Source organism: Thermithiobacillus plumbiphilus (genome assembly GCF_038070005.1).
GTDB lineage: Bacteria > Pseudomonadota > Gammaproteobacteria > Acidithiobacillales > Thermithiobacillaceae > JBBPCO01.
Genome location: NZ_JBBPCO010000001.1, coordinates 229,908 through 250,529, shown reverse-complemented (window position 1 = coordinate 250,529; position 20,622 = coordinate 229,908). Strand labels below are relative to the sequence as shown.

At 60.7% G+C, this 20,622-nt stretch carries 20 protein-coding genes, 1 tRNA gene and 1 pseudogene; 12 read left to right on the top strand and 10 right to left on the bottom strand.

All coding sequences use genetic code 11. From position 1 onward, the window contains the following. Positions 1 to 102: 102 nt before the first annotated feature. From selD to WOB96_RS14535, 9 genes are all read right to left on the bottom strand, one after another. Complete coding sequence (gene selD / locus WOB96_RS01250) at positions 103 to 1,158, bottom strand: selenide, water dikinase SelD (RefSeq protein ID WP_341369443.1); 1,056 nt, start codon at positions 1,156 to 1,158, stop codon at positions 103 to 105. A 16-nt stretch (positions 1,159 to 1,174) separates the two neighbouring features. Beyond that, positions 1,175 to 1,270, bottom strand: a tRNA-Sec gene (locus WOB96_RS01245). 24 nt (positions 1,271 to 1,294) lie between these two features. Continuing rightward, positions 1,295 to 3,214: a selenocysteine-specific translation elongation factor gene (gene selB / locus WOB96_RS01240; RefSeq protein WP_341369442.1), complete on the bottom strand. Its 1,920-nt coding sequence runs from the start codon at positions 3,212 to 3,214 to the stop codon at positions 1,295 to 1,297. Further along, positions 3,211 to 4,647: an L-seryl-tRNA(Sec) selenium transferase gene (selA, locus tag WOB96_RS01235; RefSeq protein ID WP_341369441.1), complete on the bottom strand. Its 1,437-nt coding sequence runs from the start codon at positions 4,645 to 4,647 to the stop codon at positions 3,211 to 3,213. Before selA ends, selB begins: the two co-directional genes overlap by 4 nt. Next, entirely contained in the window at positions 4,640 to 5,560 is a 921-nt protein-coding gene (gene fdhE, locus WOB96_RS01230) for a formate dehydrogenase accessory protein FdhE (protein ID WP_341369440.1), read from the bottom strand. The genes selA and fdhE overlap by 8 nt, the downstream gene beginning before the upstream one ends. Beyond that, on the bottom strand, positions 5,557 to 6,189 hold the full coding sequence (locus tag WOB96_RS01225) for a formate dehydrogenase subunit gamma (protein WP_341369439.1): 633 nt from the start codon (positions 6,187 to 6,189) through the stop codon (positions 5,557 to 5,559). Before WOB96_RS01225 ends, fdhE begins: the two co-directional genes overlap by 4 nt. After that, on the bottom strand, positions 6,186 to 7,085 hold the full coding sequence (gene fdxH / locus WOB96_RS01220; RefSeq protein ID WP_341369438.1) for a formate dehydrogenase subunit beta: 900 nt from the start codon (positions 7,083 to 7,085) through the stop codon (positions 6,186 to 6,188). The genes WOB96_RS01225 and fdxH overlap by 4 nt, the downstream gene beginning before the upstream one ends. 11 nt (positions 7,086 to 7,096) lie before the next feature. Beyond that, positions 7,097 to 9,553 carry a formate dehydrogenase-N subunit alpha gene (gene fdnG / locus WOB96_RS01215; RefSeq protein ID WP_479725474.1) on the bottom strand — a complete coding sequence of 819 codons (2,457 nt, stop codon included), beginning with the start codon at positions 9,551 to 9,553 and terminating at the stop codon, positions 7,097 to 7,099. 12 nt (positions 9,554 to 9,565) lie between these two features. Then, complete coding sequence (locus WOB96_RS14535) at positions 9,566 to 10,153, bottom strand: hypothetical protein (protein WP_479725473.1); 588 nt, start codon at positions 10,151 to 10,153, stop codon at positions 9,566 to 9,568. A 274-nt stretch (positions 10,154 to 10,427) separates the two neighbouring features. Here WOB96_RS14535 and WOB96_RS01210 point away from each other — a divergent pair, with 274 nt between their 5' ends. From WOB96_RS01210 to WOB96_RS01195, 4 genes are all read left to right on the top strand, one after another. After that, entirely contained in the window at positions 10,428 to 10,952 is a 525-nt protein-coding gene (locus WOB96_RS01210; protein WP_341369436.1) for a TetR/AcrR family transcriptional regulator, read from the top strand. A gap of 170 nt (positions 10,953 to 11,122) precedes the next feature. Further along, positions 11,123 to 11,695: a peroxiredoxin-like family protein gene (locus WOB96_RS01205; protein WP_341369583.1), complete on the top strand. Its 573-nt coding sequence runs from the start codon at positions 11,123 to 11,125 to the stop codon at positions 11,693 to 11,695. A 69-nt stretch (positions 11,696 to 11,764) separates the two neighbouring features. Next, on the top strand, positions 11,765 to 12,709 hold the full coding sequence (locus tag WOB96_RS01200; RefSeq protein ID WP_341369435.1) for a DMT family transporter: 945 nt from the start codon (positions 11,765 to 11,767) through the stop codon (positions 12,707 to 12,709). Positions 12,710 to 12,736: 27 nt separating this feature from the next. Continuing rightward, a complete protein-coding gene (locus WOB96_RS01195; RefSeq protein WP_341369434.1) occupies positions 12,737 to 13,276 on the top strand; it encodes a DUF192 domain-containing protein in 540 nt (179 codons plus the stop codon). A gap of 4 nt (positions 13,277 to 13,280) precedes the next feature. On the opposite strand, the gene WOB96_RS01190 is transcribed toward WOB96_RS01195, so the two are convergent. Beyond that, positions 13,281 to 13,643: a nuclear transport factor 2-like protein gene (locus WOB96_RS01190; RefSeq protein ID WP_341369433.1), complete on the bottom strand. Its 363-nt coding sequence runs from the start codon at positions 13,641 to 13,643 to the stop codon at positions 13,281 to 13,283. Between the two features lie 198 nt (positions 13,644 to 13,841). On the opposite strand from WOB96_RS01190, the gene WOB96_RS01185 reads away from it, so the two are divergent. The 8 genes and pseudogenes from WOB96_RS01185 (at position 13,842) to WOB96_RS01145 (ending at position 20,577) form a co-directional block, all read left to right on the top strand. Continuing rightward, positions 13,842 to 15,185 carry a dihydrolipoyl dehydrogenase family protein gene (locus WOB96_RS01185; protein WP_341369432.1) on the top strand — a complete coding sequence of 448 codons (1,344 nt, stop codon included), beginning with the start codon at positions 13,842 to 13,844 and terminating at the stop codon, positions 15,183 to 15,185. Between the two features lie 387 nt (positions 15,186 to 15,572). Then, on the top strand, positions 15,573 to 15,992 hold the full coding sequence (locus WOB96_RS01180; RefSeq protein WP_341369431.1) for a mercuric transporter MerT family protein: 420 nt from the start codon (positions 15,573 to 15,575) through the stop codon (positions 15,990 to 15,992). 142 nt (positions 15,993 to 16,134) lie between these two features. Then, a pseudogene (gene merA, locus WOB96_RS01170) lies at positions 16,135 to 17,825 on the top strand (mercury(II) reductase). Between the two features lie 2 nt (positions 17,826 to 17,827). Beyond that, the gene (locus WOB96_RS01165; RefSeq protein WP_341369429.1) at positions 17,828 to 18,265 is read left to right on the top strand and encodes a MerR family DNA-binding protein; all 438 of its coding nucleotides are present in this window, start codon (positions 17,828 to 17,830) and stop codon (positions 18,263 to 18,265) included. A 4-nt stretch (positions 18,266 to 18,269) separates the two neighbouring features. Beyond that, a complete protein-coding gene (locus tag WOB96_RS01160; protein ID WP_341369428.1) occupies positions 18,270 to 18,440 on the top strand; it encodes a hypothetical protein in 171 nt (56 codons plus the stop codon). A 64-nt stretch (positions 18,441 to 18,504) separates the two neighbouring features. Beyond that, a complete protein-coding gene (locus tag WOB96_RS01155) occupies positions 18,505 to 19,377 on the top strand; it encodes an NAD(P)-dependent oxidoreductase (RefSeq protein ID WP_341369427.1) in 873 nt (290 codons plus the stop codon). A 109-nt stretch (positions 19,378 to 19,486) separates the two neighbouring features. Further along, the gene (locus WOB96_RS01150; protein WP_341369426.1) at positions 19,487 to 19,891 is read left to right on the top strand and encodes an MbcA/ParS/Xre antitoxin family protein; all 405 of its coding nucleotides are present in this window, start codon (positions 19,487 to 19,489) and stop codon (positions 19,889 to 19,891) included. Further along, entirely contained in the window at positions 19,888 to 20,577 is a 690-nt protein-coding gene (locus tag WOB96_RS01145; RefSeq protein WP_341369425.1) for an RES family NAD+ phosphorylase, read from the top strand. The genes WOB96_RS01150 and WOB96_RS01145 overlap by 4 nt, the downstream gene beginning before the upstream one ends. Positions 20,578 to 20,622: the final 45 nt, after the last annotated feature.

Sequence of the window (20,622 nt, the reverse complement as noted above, 5' to 3'; positions counted from 1 at the left end):
CCGTCATCCTAGAACCAAGGGCTGATGCCTGCAACTCCCGATGCTCTTCACCGAGCCGTTTCGGAGCGTCCTGTTGCTCCCATGCCGATGATTTCTCCTGAATCAGACGCCTGCCCGGTCAAGCACCTGTACGGCCGGCCTGCCCTGCTGCAGATGACCAATCACGCTCGCGGATTGCATCCCGCTCTGCTCAAAGAGATTCAAGACCCGCGGCACGTCAGCCGGATCACAAGTGACCAGCAATCCACCGCTGGTCTGCGGATCGCACATGAGACGCCGCTGCCAATCCGGCAGGTTCTCAGGCAGGGTCACGTCATGGCCGTAACTGGCCCAGTTGCGCTCCGCTGCCCCCGGACTGAAGCCGGCCTGCACCAGTTCAAGTGCTGCAGGCAGAATGGGCAGTTCGCCAGACCGGATGCTGGCGCCGAGCCCCGAGCCCCGGCAGACCTCCAGCAGATGCCCCAGCAGGCCAAAGCCGGTCACGTCCGTCATGGCATGCACGCTTTCGAGCGCCGACAGCTCGGCGCCAATGGCATTGAGCTGGGTGGTGCTCGCGATCATCTGCGCATATCCCGCCGCATCCAGGTGGCCCTTTTTGAGGGCCGTGCTGAGAATGCCGATGCCCAGCGCCTTGCCCAGGATCAGGGCATCCCCTGCCCTGGCCTGATCGTTGCGCCGGATGCGTTCGGGGTGGACCAGCCCCATCACGGCCAGGCCATAGATCGGCTCCTGGGAATCGATGGAGTGCCCTCCGGCAATGGGAATGCCCGCTGCCCGGCAAACATCGGCCCCGCCGGAAAGAATACCCTGGATGGTGGCCACCGGCAGCTTGTCGATGGGCATGCCCACCAGCGCCAGGGCCATGATGGGCTGCCCACCCATGGCGTAGATATCCGAGAGGGCATTGGTGGCGGCAATGCGCCCGAAATCGCGCGGATCATCGACGATGGGCATGAAAAAATCGGTGGTGGCCACCAGTGCCTGATGCTCGTTCAGGCGATAGACCGCGGCATCATCGCTGGATTCCGTGCCCACCAGGAGCTTCGGGAATATGCCGGCCTGCGGGATGCTGGCCATGATCTCCGCCAGCACCGCAGGAGCGAGCTTGCAGCCGCAGCCGCCACCATGGGAAAGCGAAGTGAGCCGGACCTGGGACATGGTGATCTCCGGAATTTGGCGGAAGAGAGTGGGAGTCGAACCCACACGGGACCGTCTGACGGCCCCAACCGGATTTGAAGTCCGGTCGCCCCACCGGGAACGGGTCTCTTCCAGAAAGCCTGGACTTGATGACTGATTATTCGCCCGCAGCAGGCCGCCCAAACAAATTGCTGGCTGGCTGGCGCAGTTCCCGCCAGTCGCCACGCCGTCGGGTCAGGCCACAGCGATCAAAGAATTCCAGAATGTGAATGCTGAGCTTGCGCCCGATGCCTATGCGGTCCCGGTACGCAGTGACCGAGAAACGCTCCTGCGCCTGCGCCAGTTGTTCGACGATAGCGGCCAGTTCGGCCACCCGGGCCCGCGGGAAATAATGATCATGCGCCACGGCCAGCACCTGCCCCAGGCGCGCCAGCCGGCGCAGGCACTGGCGGATGCGGTCTTCGTCCTGTTCGAGCATGCGGGCGAGATCGCGCACCCTGGGCGGCTGAAATCCGGTTTCGCTCAGTATAGGGGCTATTCTCAACCAGAGCGCTTCATCGGCATCCGACAAACGGGCCCGGTAAGCTGGCCGATGCAGCCAGGGCCCATCCCGAATGATCTCCCCTTGTGCCAGCAGTTCCTCGATCAGGGCTGTCACAAGCTCTGGCGGCGGAAAGCCTGTCAGGCGACTGCGCAGAAGACCTGCGGTGGCTCCGGGCACATCCGGCTGCTGCTCATGATAGCTGTCCAGGGCAGCACAGAACTCATCCTTGCGGGCCTGCCAGTGTCCAGGCGCGAACCCAAAACCCGCCACCTGCCGCATGGGCATCTGCTCGAGGAGCGCCGCGGCTTCAAAGGTATGCAGATTGCGATTGCGACAGAAGGCATTCAGATCGACCCCGCCCGGTTGCAAGGCCAGCAGTTCGTTGAGCGCCTGATCTGGCTTCGAAAGACTCAGTGCATGCAGGGCCTGCAGGCGCTCGGGCCTACGCGCATGCCGGGCCGGCGGGGCGGCGTCCACCACCCAGCCGCCGCCCAGGGTGCGCCGCGCCGACTGGTCGCGCAACACGAAACGATCGCCATGCAGGGCAGCAATCTCCTGGTCCAGCACCAGCCGCGCCCAGGCTTTCTCGCCGGGCAGCAGGACATCATTCTCCAGCAGCGCCACATGCCCGGTGCAATGGGCGGCTGCAAGGTGCACATGTACCGCGCTCCAGTGTCGCAGGGCCCGCGCCTCTTCGGGCGACAGTTGCAACTGCACATCCAGCTTGGAGGTAGGGGCATGGGCTTCGGGTGCCAGCACCCAGTCGCCGCGCTGGATCATGCTCTTTTCCAGCCGTGGGCCACTGACATTCAGGGCGCAGCGCTGCCCCACCATGCCCGCGGATGCTGGTCGGTTCTGGGCATGAATGCCGCGCACCCGCAGATCCAGCCCCGCTGGCGACAGCAGCAGGCGATCACCTAACTGCACGCGCCCCGAAAAGACCGTGCCGGTCACGACGATACCGCTGCCAGCTAGGGTGAACACACGGTCCACCGCCAGCCGAAATCCACCCTGCGTGCCACGGGGCGGTAATCGCATGGCTGCCTGATGCAGATGATCGCGCAGGGCTGCCACCCCTGCCCCACTCTGGGATGACACCGGAAAGATCGGAGCGTCGGCCAGCGCCGTGCCCTGCAGCAAGTCCCGGGTTTGCGCTTCAGCGGCCATCAGACGCTGCGGATCGACCCTGTCGATCTTGCTCAGGGCCACCACGCCGCGCGAGAGTCCCAAAAGATCGAGGATCTGCAGGTGCTCGCGGGTCTGCGGCATGGGACCATCATCCGCCGCCACCACCAGCAATACCTCATCGATCCCGGTCGCGCCCGCCAGCATGTTGTGAATGAAGCGCTCATGGCCTGGCACATCGACAAATCCAAGCACCTCACCGTCGGGCAGATCCTGATAAGCAAAACCGAGATCGATGCTGATGCCGCACGCCTTCTCCTCCTTGAGCCGATCGGTCTCGACACCGGTCAGGGCGCGGATCAGGGCGGTCTTGCCGTGATCGATGTGACCAGCCGTGCCGACGATCATGGCGGGGTTATCCTGGCCTTCAGGATGGACAGCTGTTCCAGAAAGCGCTCTTCCATGGCTCTCTCCAGGCAGCGCAGATCGAGCAGCAGCATGTCGTCCTGAACGCGCCCAATCACAGGCATGGCCAACTCGCGCAACTTTTTTGCCAGATGCGACAGTGCCCGGCCCCTGCTTCGTCCGACAGGACGGATGGCAAGGCAGGCACTCGGCAGGAGATCCACCGGAAGCGAGCCGCTGCCGATCTGGCTCTGGCAGCCCATGACGCTCACGCTGGCGAGGTCCTGCAAGGCTTCCTGCAGGCGTGGCGCGAGCCGCTGGGCCTGGGTATGGATATCCGAGATTGGCCGGGTCAGCAGGCGCAAGGCCGGCAGATGCTCGCCCAGCGAGTCCGGGTCGGCGTAGAGCCTGAGCACCGCCTCCAGCGCAGCCAGAGTCATCTTGTCGGTTCTCAATGCCCGCTTCAAAGGGTTGCGCTTGATGCGGGCAATCAGGTCGGCGCGCCCGACGATCAACCCCGCCTGAGGACCTCCCAGCAGTTTGTCGCCACTGAAGCTCAGCAGATCGGCACCATTTGCCAGCGCTTCGGCAGGCGTGGGCTCATGCGGCAGACCAAACTGGCGTAGATCAACCAGCGTGCCGCTACCCAGATCAATCACGAATGGCAGCGCGTGCGCATGCGCCAGGTCCGCGAGATCCCGTTCCGGGACTGCCTTGGTAAAACCCTGGATGGCATAGTTGCTGGTATGCACCTTCAGCAGCATGGCGGTGCGGGGCGTGATCGCCTGCTCGAAATCGCGCAGATGGGTGCGATTGGTGGTGCCCACCTCGCGCAGCCTGCAACCCGCCCGCGCCATGATGTCCGGCACCCGGAAGGCGCCGCCGATCTCCACCAGTTCCCCACGCGAGACCGGCACGTCCTTTCTAAGTGCGAGCGTATTGAGCATCAGAAACACGGCTGCGGCATTGTTGTTGACGACGGTGGCGGCCTCGGCGCCGGTGAGCCGGCACAGCCAGTCCTCGACATGGGCATCGCGATCGCCCCGCCTGCCGGTCTCGAGATCGAATTCGAGGCTGGATGCGCCGCTGCTGATCGAGACAACGGCCTCGATGGCGGTTTGCGGCAAGGGCGCGCGGCCGAGATTGGTATGCAGCACCGTGCCGGTGAGGTTGAATACCGGGCGCTGGGAAGGGCTCAGGAGGCGCTCGATGGCCTGCATGCAGTCGGTGGCAAAGTCGGCATCCGACCAGACCGCTGGCGCTTCGCCCTCGCGAACTGCCCTGCGCTGCTGATTCAGACGCTTGCGTAGCTGCTCCAGCACCAGCGGCCGGCCGAACTGAGCGCACAAGGCGGCAACCGGCTGCGACTGCAACAGGCGATCCACCGAGGGTAGCCCGGCCAAGGCATCCCGGGGAATGCTGGCCTGTTCAGCCATTGTCCGCCAGCAGAAAGGGATTGGCGGCCTGACGGTGCCAGCCGGCCTGTGCCAGCAGCAGATCCAGCCCGATGCTTGCGATATCGTCAGCTATCGCATCCATGCCGGTGTCCTTTTCCATGTCCATGAGTTTGTGGTAGCTCATGCAGTTGCGACAGGTTTCGCCGAGGATGGCTTCCTTTTCACCTTCGATGCCGTAATAGGCAATGTCGCGGGTCTCGCCGCAGTGCACGCAACGGATGCGCGGCAGATGCCATTCGCTGGCGCACAGCGCGCAATAAAGATAGCGGCTTCCCTGCACCACGCCGCCAATGCGCAGGCGGCTGGCCACTGCCGGGCTGCCACAACAGGGGCAAAGGTCCGGCGCATGCAGCGGTTGCAGGCTCTCGACATCCATCTGGCGCGCCAGGGCCGTCCAGTAAACCTGCAGGGCGGCCATCAGAAAGGGGGCATGGCCGGCCTGGGCTGCTGGCAGTTCACCACTGAGCAGGGCAGCTGCCCAGTCATCGAGCGTCTGCGCCGGGCTACCAGCCAATATCTCCAGCAGGCTGCGCGCCGCAGCCGGCATTTCTGCCCCGGAAAGCAGTTTCAGCAGGTGCTGCAAGGGGGCCTGCCAGGCCTGGTCCTGCAACAGTGTGGCATGGCCCAGCGGCGGCATGCCATGGGTACGTGCAGATTGCAGGCGCTCGGCCGAGGGCAGGGGCGGCTTGTCGAGCTGATCGAAAACCAGTTGCTGGGCACGGGTCAGTTCGCCCAGCAGGCGCAGATAGCCACTCAGGGATTGCCGCTGGCCAGCAAGACGCTCGAAGCGTTCGGCACGCCGGGCGAAGATCTGCGTATCGGCCGGGAGCAGGAAGGCTGGGGCCGCATCGGCGGTGCTGACCGGTTGCCAGGCCGGTGTGCTTTCTTTCATTCACCTTTCCCCTTGATTTCCCGGTACCACAGGGGGTGGAAACGCCGCGACCAGGCCGGCGTGACGGTACCACGCACCATGGCCCTGATCGAGCCCTTGACCCAGATGGCCGAGTAGATGTGAATGATGATGCCCAGGATGATCACGAAGCCCGCGAAGGCATGGGTCATCGAGGCAAAGCGCCGGACCACGGGTGGAAACAGGGTTGCGAAATATTGATACCACATGATCAAACCGCTGATAAGGAGCAGCAGGGTGAAGATCACCAGGGTCCAGTACAACATCTTCTGGCCGGCATTGTAGCGTCCCTGCGGCGGCAGACGGTCCTCGCGGTTGCCCACCACATCGCGGATCTGGCGCAGCCATTGCCAGTCATGACTTTTCAAAAGATTATGATGCCAGAAGCGCAGTGCCAGCCAGGCAAAGAAGATGAAATAAGCCACCCCGAGCCAGGGGTGCACCGCGCGCATGCTGGTCCCACCGCCAAACAGTGCCGAAAGCCAGAAGAAGGCCGGATAGAAGAGCGCGAGACCACTGAGTGCCAGCAGGATGAAGAGAATGGCCACCAACCAGTGATTGAGCCGTTCGAGGGGGCCATAGCGAACGATCAGATCAGGATCCTTGTTCATTTCCTGCCCTCCCGATCGCGGTCGACCGCCTCGCGGTCTTCGTCCGTCACTTCATTGGGGCCCACGGTCACGTAATGGAAAAACCCGACCACGGCCGCTGCAACCAGGCTGAGTGCCGCCAGTGGTTTGGTGATCCCTTTCCATAACTCCACGAAAGGGCTGATCTTGGGATCCCGGGGCAGATTGCTGTAGATCTCCGGCTGGTCACCATGCTGCAGCACGTACATCACATGGGTGCCATTGACGCCGGGTGGATCATAGAGTGCAGCGTTCTGGAATCCTCGCTCCTTGAGGTCGACGATGCGGTCCTCGGCGTGCTTGATCATGTCCGCCTTGGTGCCAAATACCAGGGTGCCGGTCGGACAGGCCTTGATGCAGGCAGGCTCCAGCCCCACTTCCACCCGGTCGGCGCAGAGCGTGCATTTGTAGGCCTTGTGATCCTCCTTGGAGATGCGCGGGATGTTGAATGGGCAGCCGCTCACGCAATAACCGCAGCCAATGCAGTTTTCCTGCTGGATGTGCACGATGCCATTGCTGTACTGGATGATTGCGCCCGGCGATGGGCATGCCCTGAGGCAGCCAGGATCGGCGCAGTGCATGCAGTTGTCCTTGCGGATCAGCCATTCGAGGTTGTCGTTGATCTCGACCTCGGAAAAGCGCATCAGGCACCAGGAGTCCGGTGTGAGATCCGCCGGATTCTGGAAACTGCCGAAGTTGATGCCCGGCTCGTCGCGCACGTTGTTCCATTCCATGCAGGCCGCCTGACAGGCCTTGCAGCCGATACACTTGGAGACGTCGATCAGCTTGGCGACAGGCTCCTGGAAGCGGATGTTCGGCGCCGGCATCAGGGACGCCGAACGACTGACGACCGCCCTCGTCTCTCCTTCTCCATCCATGTCCTGTCTCCTTAGGCTTTCTCGACGTTCACCAGGAAGCTCTTGAACTCCGGCGTATGGGTGTTGGGATCACCGACGAAGGGGGTCAGCACATTGGCCGGGAAACCCTTCTTGGTCTGCCCGAGAAATCCCCAGTGAATGGGGATACCAACCTGCTGGACGATCTGGCCATTCACCTTCAGCGGCTTCATGCGCGGAGTCACCACCGCCACGGCCGTGATTTCGCCGCGCTTGCTGCGCACCCGGACCATATCGCCATTGGCAATACCCTTCTCCTTGGCCAGTTGCACCGACATCTCCACGAACTGCTGCGGCTGCAGCACGGCGTTGATGTGGGCGTGCTTGTTCCAGTAATGGAACAGTTCGGTCAACCGATAGCTGGTGCCCACATAGGGGAAGTCCTTGCTGGTGCCCAGATCCGCCTCATCGTTCCTGAAAATCCGCACCACCGGATTGTGGATCACGTTCGGGTGCAGCGGGTTGGTGCCGATCGGCGTTTCCATGGGCTCATAATGCTCCGGAAACGGACCGTCCCGCAGCATGTCGCGCACGAACAGCCGAGCCGTACCTTCCTGCGTCATGATGAAGGGGCCTGTGCCCTGCGATGGCGGCACATTGGGCGGGAAATCAGGCACGTCCAGCCCTTCCCATCGCTCGCCGGTCCAGACCATCAGGGCCCGCTTCGGATCCCAGGGTTTGCCCTCGGGGTCCGCGGCGGCGCGGTTGTAGATGATGCGACGGTTCAGGGGCCAGGCCCAGGCCCATTCCGGCGAGATGCCCGCACCAGCGGGATCGATGGTGCCGCGCCGCGCCATCTGGTTGCCATCTTCCGTCCAGGCTCCGCAATAGATCCAGCAGCCCGAAAGCGTACTGCCATCGTCTCTCAACTGGCCGAAACCTTCGAGCTGCTGGCCCTGCTTCACCAGCACCCTGTCCGGCTGTTCCGGATCGCGCACATCGGCCAGGGCGTAGCCGCTGTACTCGCGCGCCAGTTCCGCCGGTGTCGGCGACTCCGGCTGCTGATAAGGCCAGTACAGGTTCAGGATGGGTTCCGGCAGTTTGCCGCCTTCCCTGGCATACAAGTCGCGTATGCGCAGGAAGAGCCCCGAGAGGATCTCGATGTCGCTGCGTGCCTCACCGGGCGGATGCTGGCCCTGGAAATGCCATTGCAGCCAGCGCGAGCTGTTGGTGGTCGAACCGTCCTCCTCGGCAAAGCAGTTGGTGGGCAGGCGGAACACCTCGGTCTGGATCTGCTCGGGATTCACATCGTTGTAGACACCATAGTTCTTCCAGAATTCGGAGGTCTCGGTGGCCAGCGGGTCCATCACCACCAGGAACTTCAGATTGCTCAGCGACTTTATGATCTTGCCTTTGTTGGGGAAGGCCTGGAGCGGATTGAAACCCTGGCAGAAGTAGCCATTGACCTCGCCGGCCCACATGCGCTGGAACGTCAGCAGGATGTCCTGATCGACATCGAGCTTGGGTAGATAATCATAGGCGTAATCGTTTTCCGGGGTGGCCGCATCACCATACAGCGCCTTCATGAAGCTGGTCTGGAACTTGGGGAAGTTCGACCAGTAATTGACCTGATTCGGGCGCAATGGCTGCAGAGTATTGTTGGCCAGATACTTGGCCCGGGTGTCCTCTTCCTCGTGCGGCAAACGCATGTAGCCCGGCACTGCGGTGCTGAGCAGCCCGAGATCAGTCAGCCCCTGGATGTTGGAGTGCCCGCGCAGCGCATTCACCCCGCCACCCATCATGCCCATGTTGCCGAGCAATGACTGGATGATGGCCATGGCGCGGATGTTCTGGGTGCCCACCGTGTGCTCGGTCCAGCCCAGGGCATAAAGATGGGTCATGGTACGGTCCGGCACGGCGGTGGATGCGATCATTTCGCAGATCTTGAGAAACTGATCCTTCGGCGTGCCGGTGATATTCGCGACCACATCCGGCGTATAACGGCTGTAGTGCTGCCGCATCAACTGAAGCACACAGCGCGGGTGCTTCAGCGTTTCATCCACCTGCACATAGCCATCCGGTCCGAGCTCATAGTTCCAGGTCTCCATGTCGTATTGACGCTGGGTCGGGTCATAGCCGCTGAACAAGCCATCCTGGAACTCAAAGCCGTCCCGGATCAGGTAACTGGCGTTGGTGTAAGCCCTGACATATTCGTGCTGGATCTGGTTGTTGGACAGTAGATAATTGATCACACCACCCAGAAAGGCGATATCGGTGCCCGAGCGGATCGGGGCATAGTAATCCGCCACCGCCGCCGTGCGGTTGAAGCGCGGATCCACCACCACCACGCGCGCCTTGTTGCGGGCCTTGGCTTCCATCACCCACTTGAAGCCCACCGGATGCGCCTCGGCGGGATTGCCGCCCATGATGAGGATCAGATTCGCATTCTTGATGTCCATCCAGGTGTTCGTCATGGCACCGCGACCGAATGAAGGGGCAAGACTTGCCACCGTCGGTGCGTGTCAGACGCGCGCCTGGTTGTCGAATGGGGTAATGCCGAGGCTGCGGATGATCTTCCAGGTCAGATAGCCGGTTTCATTGGAAGACGCGGATGCAGCCAGGAAACCCATGCTCGACAGGCGGTTGACCGTGACGCCCTTGGCGTTCTTGAGCTCAATGTTCTGGTCTCGATCATTCTTAACCAATCGCGCGATGCGATCCATGGCCCAGTCCCAGGACACGCGCTTGAACTCCTTCGCACCTGGCGCCCGGTATTCCGGAAACAACAGCCGTGAGGGACTGCGCACGAAATCCAGCAGCGCCGCGCCCTTGGGACAGAGGCTGCCGCGGCTGACCGGATGGTCCGGGTCACCCTCGATATGGATGATCGATAGCCGGTTATTGATGGAACGATCACCCAGGCTGTACATGATGATGCCGCAACCCACCGCGCAGTAGGTACAGATATTCCGGGTCTGCGTGGTGGTCTGGAGCCGGAAGGGTCTCACCTCCGCCAGCACCTCGAAAGGCGAGAATCCCAGTGCCGCCATGCTGGAAACCCCCAGCCCGGTTGCACTTAGCTTGAAGAACTGTCGTCTGGTTATCTGCATGGAGCTCCTCTTTTATTCCTGCCTTCTCCAGGAAAGGACGTTCACCTGCAACGGATCTTGACTCACAAAATGATTGGAAAGCTTAGGTAACTATCGACCCAAGTATTTGGCAGTGACAGGGACTTTCGAAGGATCTGAAACAGGCACGCGAAAGCGGAAAACCCAGGAATTTCATATCTGCCAATTTGACTTTGATAAGACCCTGACCCTAGTCTTAGCTATCTAACTAACCCGGATCCCGATAGTGCGTCCCAACGAGAAACGCGAGCGCCTGTTGCAGGCAGCGGAAAGCCTGATCCATCATCAGGGCTACAGAGTAACCACCCTGGCCGACATTGCGCAGGCTGCCGAAGTGCAGCTAGGCAATGTCTACTACTACTTCAAGACCAAGGATGCCTTGGCTGTCGCCATCATTCATCGGCATGCCGAAATGATGCGCCAAAAGCTGGTCAATTGGGATCAACTTCCCCATCCGCGCGCTCGTCTCGAAACATTTTTGGACATGGCTCTGGAAAATCGGGAACTCTACGCGCTTCAGGGTTGCCCGATCGGCAGCCTCAGTCAGGAACTGAACAAGGGCGAACCGACGCTCGCCGTTGAGGTAAACCGGATCCTCAGGATGCAGGTGGACTGGACCATCACCCAGTTCCGGGAACTCGGCAAAGCTGATCCACAGCTGCTGGGTGCGCGATTCATCGCGCAAATCCAGGGCGCAGTCTTGTTGTCCAACGCCTTCCAGGATCCCGAACTCATGATCCAACTGATGGAGCAGTGTAGAACCTGGCTAAAGGATGTTTGATTTTTACAGATTTGTTAGTTAGCTTTCCAACTTATTGGTCTCATCCGAGATCTTAAACCTCAGGAGATGCCCATGACCTCGCAGGTCCCAAAAAAGACTCACTCGCCGCTCAAACCCAGCAATTTAGCGAAAAGTTTCTTGCCAGTGTACCGGAGGACGTCAAAGCTGTCCTGGCCACAGCCAACGAGAAGCTGGCCCAGTCAGATCCCGCCAAAAATGCTCGAAAGATCGGCGAGCAGGCGCCGGCATTTAGTTTGCCGAATGCTACCGGACAGATCGTCAGCTTGGCTGAGGTCCTGACGCGCGGACCCGTGGTCCTGAGCTTCTATCGGGGTGGCTGGTGCCCCTACTGCAATCTGGAACTCCAGGCCCTGCAGCGGCATCTGCCAGAGATCCGGGAAATGGGCGCATCACTCCTGGCCGTTTCGCCACAGACCCCTGACAACTCCCTGTCCACCGCTGAAAAGCACCAATTGCAGTTTGATGTACTCTCGGATCAAGGCGATCAGGTCGCCCGCACTTACGGCCTGGTATTTACGGTGCCCCCGGAACTCCACTCGATCTATCGCCAGTGGGGCATTGATATACCCGCCTGGAACGGTGATGAATCCTGGGAACTCCCCCTTCCCGCCACCTACGTCATCGACCGAGGGGGAATCATCCGTTCAGCTTTTGTCAATCTCGATTATACGCAGCGTATGGAACCGGCAGACATTTTGAGGGAATTACGGGCACTGACCTGATCCGACAGGTATTTCTCGATCGGCCTTGATCTCTCGACAGTCCTCCTGCCGGAAGGCATGCTGGTGCGCATGAAACCCTTACCCGCCAACGGTTCACAGCAGGCATCCTGGCTCAGTACCGCCACCCTTCTGGGGGCAACATTTTTTATGGGTTCGTCCTTTGTGGCCGGAAAGGTGCTGCTGCGCGCTGTTCCGCCTCTGCCGCTCGTGGGCTGGCGCTTTCTCCTGGCGGCCATCTTCACGGGGGCATTGCTGGCCATGCGTCCGGCACAAAGGGCCCAGGCTCGCCAGGAATTCCGTGAACTGAGCTGGCGAGACTGGGCCGTAGTAGCAATGATCGGCGGATTACAGACGACAGCAGTCATGGGACTGCTGTTCTGGGCCATGCAGTCGATAAGTGCGGGACAGGCCGCAATCCTGCTTTTCACCAATCCTATCTGGGTGGCCGCACTGGCCCCGCTTGCACTGAAGGAAGCCCTGTCCAGGCGCAGCATTCTGGCACTGGCATTGGGATTTGTGGGTGTCATTCTGGCCATTGGTAGCCTGGGTGGGCAGCATCACATCACGGGGGATCTACTCGGACTGCTCTCCGCCCTGTCATGGACCCTGGCAACGCTTATTACCAAGCGAGTGAATCTTCCAATCCGCGGCCTGCATCTCAATGCCTGGCAGATGCTGATTGGAAGCGCTCTTCTGTTGTTCTTGGCAACGATCCTGGGCCAAAACTGGCCCGCCTCTCTTAGCCTGAATGACTGGCTTTGGTTTGTCTGGCTTGCCATTCCTGCTTCCGCCGGCTCTTTCGGCCTCTGGTTTCTTGCGCTGCAAGGAAGTGGGGCGGCGCGGGCCAGCAGCTTTCTGTTTCTCACCCCGCTTTTTACGGTCATTCTGTCGCACTGGACCCTGGGTGAGACACTTTCCGCGAGTCAGGCGGTTGGCGGCATACTCATCGGCCTGAGCCTTTATATGATGCATGCGACCTCTTCGCGCCTTCGGCGCAAGGAACCCCTGCCCTGAACAGACTGGCTTGGCGGAACTTGCTTAATGCGTTCAGGTCGCACAGAAAGTGGGCTCATCGTTGTGGGTACTTCGCATTTTCAGTACGGTATTCAGAAGCACAATGACGCCGCCAAAGGCACCCTGATGCGTTTTCAGAGCACAATATTCCTGCTGCTCGTGCTTTGTTCCGCCTGCGCACGTCCTCCCGAAGCGCAGCACGATCAGGTCAGCTTTCTGGATAATAATCATCACGTGCTCGCCACGGTGGCGGTGGAAATCGCCGACACACACGCGAAACAGACGCGGGGCCTGATGGGACGACGCCTGCCCGACGATGATCGCCATGGCATGCTCTTTGTTTTTGAGAATGCCGCACCGCGGGTCTTCTGGATGCATAACACGCCGGGGCCGCTGGATATGATCTTCATGGACGAGAGCGGGCGCGTGCTCAACATTGTTGAGAATGCCGCACCCTATTCCCGGCAACATCATGCCTCACATGGGCCGGCCCGCTATGTCGTGGAAGTGCCAGGTGGCTTCGCGGCCCGCCACCGGATTCTACCGGGCACCCGCATGGGATTTTAGCCCGTCAATTCTCGGAAACAGGCTGAACGGTATAATGGATCGTCTGTGCGATAATGCGGCCATTGCGGATCAGGTATGAATCCGCGCCATCCTTAACCTGAGACTTTTCTGTTTGGGTGCCCCACTCCAGAAAGGCCATCTCCCCCGCCACCAGCCGGGTGTAATAATCGAAACACGCCCCAGGCAGGGCCTGCATCAAAACATTCGTCAGATAGCGAAGGCCTTCCAAGCCGCGATAGATCCCCTCTCCCGTGAGCAGTACCACGTCATCGGCATAGTTGCGGGCGAAATCCTCCTCGACGGAGCCGTGATTGCTCTGCCAGAGATGATCCTCGAATACTTCCTGCGTCGTACGGATGCTGCTCATATTCCCTCCTTTGCCATCCATCCCGCCGAATCCGTTTCCCCATCCATTGCATCATTTGCATCTGTTTACCCATAAGTTTCAGGGTATCGTCGTTCATCGAATATAGGCAGATAGTCCCTCCAAAGACGGAACCATCAAAAGTAAGCCTGGTCCACCCTGAAAACGGCCCTGGACCATTCACCTGGAGAGGAGCCCCCGATGAAAACCTATGATCTGGTGATTATTGGCAGTGGGACCGCGGCAATGGTCGCGGCGATGCGCACCCGCGCGGCCGGCTGGCAGGTCGCGGTAATTGATTTCCGGCCCTTTGGCGGCACATGCGCCTTGCGGGGCTGCGATCCGAAAAAGATGCTGATCAGAGGCGCGGTTACCGTTGATGAGGCCCATCGCATGCGCGAGAAGGGTGTGGAAGGCGCCTTGCACATCAACTGGCCCGGGCTGATGGCCTTCAAGCGCACGTTCACCGATCCCGTCCCTGAAAAACAGGAACGCCGCTACGCCGAGAAGGAAATCGATACCTATCACGGGCAGGCGCGTTTTACCGGCCGCAACACGCTGGTCGTCAATGACACGCATATCGAGGGCCGCCATATCCTGATTGCCGCCGGTGCACAACCCATCAGACTCGGAATTCCGGGCGAGGGATATCTGGCCGATAACGAGGACTTTCTCAGGCTGGAGCAACTGCCCCGGCGCATCGTTCTGGTGGGCGGCGGCTATATTGCCGCGGAATTCTCGCATATCGCCGCACGCGCCGGCGCCGAGGTCACCATCCTGCAGCGGGGTGCGCGGATTCTGAAACAATTCGATCCCGAACTGGTCGGCTGGCTCATGGAAAAGTTTCTGGAGATCGGAGTGGATGTGCGCACCGGGACCACGGTCGATGCCATCGAGAAGACGGGAACTGGCTTTCTCGTGCACACATCGGCAGAGAATGGAGCCCGCACTTTCGAGGCGGACCTGGTGGTCCACGCCAGCGGACGCGCACCCGCGCTCGAGGCCCTGGATCTTGATGCTGCCGGAATCGCCCATGAGAAAGGGCAACTCAAGCTGAACGAATATCTGCAGAGTGTATCGAATGAAGCCATATACGCGGCAGGTGACGCGGCGCAAATGGGACCACCGCTCACGCCGGTATCGAGCCACGATGCCAAGGTCGTCGTTGCCAATCTGCTGGAGGGCAACCGACATAAACCAGACTATCGCGGCGTGCCGAGCGTAGCCTTCACCATTCCACCGATTGCGGCAGTCGGTTTGAGCGAGGACCAGGCGCGCCGACAGGGACTCAAATTCCGCATGCAGTCCCAGAAGGCCTCGGACTGGTTTACCGCGCGCCAAGCCGCCGAAAAGATCTATGGTTTCAAGGTACTGGTCGACGACGCGACGGATCGCGTATTGGGGGGCCACTTGGTCGGGCCACATGCCGATGAAGTCATCAACCTCTTTGCGCTGGCGATTCGTCACAATCTAACGGCCGAGGACCTGAAGACCACCATGTTCGCCTACCCGACCGGGGCCTCTGATATCGGCTACATGTTGTAAGCCAAGCTCCAAGAAAAGCAATGCACCATACTGAATCGTCGGGCTGGCTAAAACATCAGCTATCTGCTTTTTTCTGCATATCCATGCCGCAACAGGGGCATTTGGGTGATTGTCTTTGCTGGTCGGATGTCGCATCGGATTTCGGTTCATCCGTGACGCGCATACCGCATCCACAATGTGCGCATTGATACTGCTCGTTTTTCTTGCAGCAGCCCATGAGATCTCCTTTCGGGTACAGGTTTAGCGCGGAACCGACACTCATTCTGAACCAGCACCTGCACGAAAAGTTCCTGCAGTCGAGTCCTGCAAAAGGTCTTGACTCCGTACCGTAGTACGAGGATTAAGCTGTGCCTGCAATGTCCCAAGATCCGCTTCACGGAGGTATTCATGAATCTGGAAAGCCAAGTCAGGCCAGCCATACCCGCTCAGGAAAGTACCGAAGCCACTGGCCATGTCTCCACACCATCGGCTCGTACCGGACTGATTGGCGCGATTCTGGCTGGCATCGCCGCCTCGCTCTGCTGCGTCGGTCCCCTGGTGCTGCTGCTGCTCGGCATCGGCGGGGCCTGGGTGGCGTCACTGTCCGCACTCGAACCCTTTCGGCCCTTATTCATCGCGTTTACCCTGGGATTTCTCGGCTATGCCTTCTACAAGGTGTATAAGCCGGCTTCTGCCTCAAACTGCAGCGTCGATGGCGTCTGCGCCCAACCCAGTGCGGAGCGCCGCAACAAGCTCATTCTGTGGACCATCACGGTCCTGATTATGGCGCTCCTGGCCTTCCCCTACTATGGCCAATGGCTGATCTGATATTCACCTATAAAGGAGTTACACCATGAACCCTTCAGTGCAAAAAGGTCTCAAATTGACTGCCGTTGGCCTGACACTAGCCGGTATCCTGCTTCCAGGTGCCTGGGCCATGGGTGACAAGCCCGCCGCGCCGTATGCCACGATGGCACAGGCGCCAGCAAGCAAACAGATCACGCTGGCGGTGGAGAACATGACCTGCGGCACCTGCCCCATCACCGTGCGTAAAAGCCTGGAAAGGCTGCCGGGCGTATCTTCAGTAAAAACCACGCTGGAGCCGCCGGAGGCGGTCGTCATCTATAATCCGGCCAAGGTCAGCATCGAGCAGATGATGAACGCCACCAAGGAAGCCGGTTATCCGTCCAAGCCCAAGGGCTGAGCACGGGTGTACTGAATCGCTGGAACCGGCACCCAAAAGGAGAATTTGTCATGGAAACCCAACAGCATCTGGTCATCATCGGTTCCGGATCAGGGGCCTTTGCCGCCGCCATTCGCGCTACGGAAATGGGCGCCCGCGTCACCATGATCGAACGCGGGACCATCGGCGGCACCTGCGTGAATATCGGCTGCGTGCCGTCCAAGACCTTGATCCAGGCAGCCGAAATCCGCCATCATGCCGCCCATCATCCATTTGAAGGGATGCCGACCCATACCGATCCGGTCGATCTGCCGCCCCTGATGGCGCAAAAAGATGCCCTCGTCGAGCAACTCCGTCAGGCAAAATATGCCGATATCCTGGCGCAGAATCCCGATATAAGCTTCATCAAGGGCAGCGCCCGCTTCTTGGATGGCCACACGGTCGCGGTGATCCGCCCCGATGGCGCTGAAAAGACCCTGCGCGCTGATCGCTTTCTGATCGCCACCGGGGCCCGTCCGGCCATTCCCGCGATACCGGGGCTGGCGGACACGCCCTACTGGACCTCCACCACGGCACTGGAGGCGCAACAACTCCCAAAAGAGCTGTTAGTACTCGGCGGCGGGATCGTCGCGGTGGAATTGGCCCAAGCCTTCGCCCGTCTTGGCAGCCAAGTGACCATCATCGCCCGTTCGACCCTGCTCTCAGGCGAGGACCCCGAGCTCGGCGCAGCCCTTGTGGAGTACTTCCAGGCCGAAGGCATCCGCGTTTTGAGCCACAACCAGGCCGAAAATATATCTCACGATGGCCAGCGCTTTACGCTCATGCTCACGAGTGGTGAACAGCTCCAGGGCGAGGCCCTGCTGGTCGCCACCGGACGCCGGGCCAACACCGAGGATCTCGGCTTGGAAACTGCGGGCGTACGGACCAGCAGCACCGGTTCCATCCCGGTAAACGAACATCTGCAAACCAATGTCGCCCATATCTATGCTGCGGGCGACGTCACCGATCAGCCGCAGTTTGTCTATGTCGCCGCCGCGGCTGGCTCCCGCGCCGCCAACAACGCTCTGGGCGGCGCGCCGGACAGCCTGGATCTTTCTACTATGCCGGCCGTGGTCTTTACCGATCCGCAGGTCGCGACCGTGGGCTTGAGCGAGACCCAGGCCCGCGCCCAGAGCATTGAAGTCATCAGCCGCGTGCTGCCGCTCGATGCCGTGCCCCGAGCGCTGGCCAATCGCGACACCCGTGGCTTCATCAAACTGGTGGCCCGGGCGGAAGATCAGGTGCTGATCGGCGCCCAGGTGCTGGCGCCGAATGGCGGTGAAGTGATCCAGACGGCGGTGCTGTCCATCCATGCAGGCATGACGGTCACCGCTCTGGGCAAGATGCTCTTTCCCTATCTCACCATGGTGGAAGGGCTCAAGCTTGCGGCGCAAACCTTCAGCAAGGACGTCAAGCAGTTGTCCTGCTGCGCGGGTTGATCGTGGCGGCCCTTTCTGAAGGCGGGCTGAGCATCGGACAGGTAGCGAAGGCTGCGAACGTCAATGTCGAGACGGTGCGCTATTATGAGCGCCGCAGTCTCCTGCAGCAGCCGGAGAAGGGCCTGCAAAGTATCCGCCGCTATCCAGCCGATGCGGTCACGCGCATTCGTTTCATCAAGCACGCGCAGGACCTCGGTTTCACACTGGAAGAGATCAAGGCGCTAATGGCTCTGCGGGCCAGCGCGCAGACCCCCTGCACGGAGGTCAAACACCGGGCGGAACAAAAGCTTGCCGCCGTGCATCAAAAAATCGAGCACCTGCAGGCGCTTGAACGCGTGTTGCGCGATATGATTCAGGCCTGCGAGCAGGAGCCTCGACCGGAACTCGAATGTCCCATTCTCGCCGCCCTGGATTCTCAGGAAGGCAGCACAAGGAGATAAGATCATGCAAGCCGGAAAGATGTTGGAAAAGATGCGCAAGATGCCGATGTTCCCGCTGATGCCCCTGCTGCCCATGAGCATGATGATAGGTATGGTCATGATGAACGTCATGAACTTCCGCCGCCTCAGGCGCGTGGAAAAAGAGATCCGGCACCTCGAACGAACCCGCCACTGACGCACTTCCCTCTCCCGCCGCCACTCCGTATGCTTGAGGGCCTCACCCTTTCGCGGAGTGCGCAATGAATATCAGCTTTCTCGGCACAGGCCTGATGGGCCAGCCTTTGGCGACACGCCTGCTGCAAGCCGGCCATAGCGTCACCGTCTGGAACCGTTCAATACAAAAGACGCGTGAACTGGCTGCTGCGGGCGCCGAGGTAACCGATAACCCCGCGCAGGCCATCGCCGCCGGCAAGGTGGTGTTTACCATGCTGAGCGATGCCGCGGCACTACGCGAGGTGTTGCTGCACGAGTCCGCTCGTGGTCAGCTCCAGGGCCGCAGCATCATCCAGATGGCTACCATCGGCCCGCAGCAGAGCCGGGAGCTTGCCGCCGACTTACATGCCCTTGGCGCGGAATACCTCGAAGCGCCGGTTCTCGGCAGCATCCCCGAGGCCCGGAACGGCACGCTCCTGATCATGGCTGGCGGACCGGAGGCGCTTTATCAGCGCATGGACGCGCTGCTGCAGGTGCTCGGAACGCCCCGGCGCGTGGGCGAGATCGGCCAGGCGGCCGCTCTCAAACTCGCCCTCAATCAGCTCATTGCAGGTTTGACCTCGAGCTTCGCCCTGAGCCTTGGTTTCGTGCGTGAACAGGGCGTGCCGGTGGATAATTTCATGGACATCCTGCGTCAATCCGCCCTCTACGCCCCGACCTTCGACAAGAAGCTCCAGCGCATGCTCGACCGGGATTACAGTAACCCCAACTTTCCCACCCGGCATCTCCTGAAAGACGTGCGGCTGTTTCTGGAAGAAAGTGCAACCCTCCCACTCGACCCTGCTGCCCTGGACGGAATGCGTGGCATCCTCGAACGGTCCATATCTCAAGGCCTCGCCGACGGAGATTATTCAGCGCTATATGATGCGGTGCATCGGGAGGACAAAGACCGCGACTGACCGGACCGCACAGGCTATGATCGCATCCGGAGTAAGGCGGGCGTGACACCCCAAACATATTTGTACTATATTATATTTTAAGTATAAATATGTACGAAAGGAGCCGCCCATGCTCACTCCTGAAAAAGCCGCCTTACCGGATCGCAAACGCCTGAGCGAAGTCGCCCTGAAGGCGTTTTTCAACCTCGCCGAGCACTGGCAATTGAATCGCAAGGAAGCCATGACCCTGCTGGGCCTGGAAAGCACCTCGACCTACGCGAACTGGAAGGCCGGCAAGGCGGGTGGACTTCCCCGCGATACCCTGGAACGCATCTCCTACCTGCTGGGCATCCACAAAGCGCTTCGCATCCTGTTTTCCCGCCATCCAGAGTCCGTGTATACCTGGGTGCGCAAGCCAAATGCAGATCCGCTTTTCGCCAACCGCTCCGCCCTAGACTTCATGCTGTCCGGCCAGGTCGCCGATCTTTTCCTGGTGCGGCAGCACCTCGACAGCGTGCGCGGCGGCTGGGCGTGAGCGCCAGCCTGGAAGATCTGCTGCCTGGGCGTGCAGGCCCGATCCAGACCTATCGTCTGGTAGCGTCCGCACACCCGGCCATCAGCCTGTTTGGGGACTTGGAAGACCTGAGCCCGGAGGACTGGGACCTCGCCTATGCCCTGGAAGCCATGACCAACCCCCGACTGCGTGACGAGCGGGGGGAATTGGTACTCATCCCGCAGGCTGAGCGAGTCTACGGGCCGGGATCATCACTGATCATGGCGGCTTTCGCCTACCGCAATCCACGCGGCAGCCGCTTCAGCGACGGGAGTTTTGGGGTTTACTACTGCGCCGAACTGGAGGAAACCGCGATTCGCGAGGTGGCCTACCATATGGGGAAGTTCTTTGGCGCCACACAGGAAGCGCCGCAGACCTTCGTGGCGCGCAACATCGGGGCGGAACTGGAGGGCTCGGCTTACGATGTGTTCGCCCTGAACGAGCCCTGGCTGCGCGATGACGACTACAGCGCCTGTCAGGCCTTCGCCCGGCAGGCGCGGGTGCAGGTGGATTGCCTGCGTTACCAAAGCGTGCGGCACCCAGGCCAGGTCGCCTATGCCGTGTTTCGGCCGAAGGCCCTGCGCAATGCCCGGCACATCCGCTATGTGGAACTCTACTGGGATGGCAACCGCTTCACCCACGCCGCCAACATCAGCCTGGAACTTTGAAGCTGATTACCCACCTCACTTGCCCGATGCAAAGTGATTAGATAC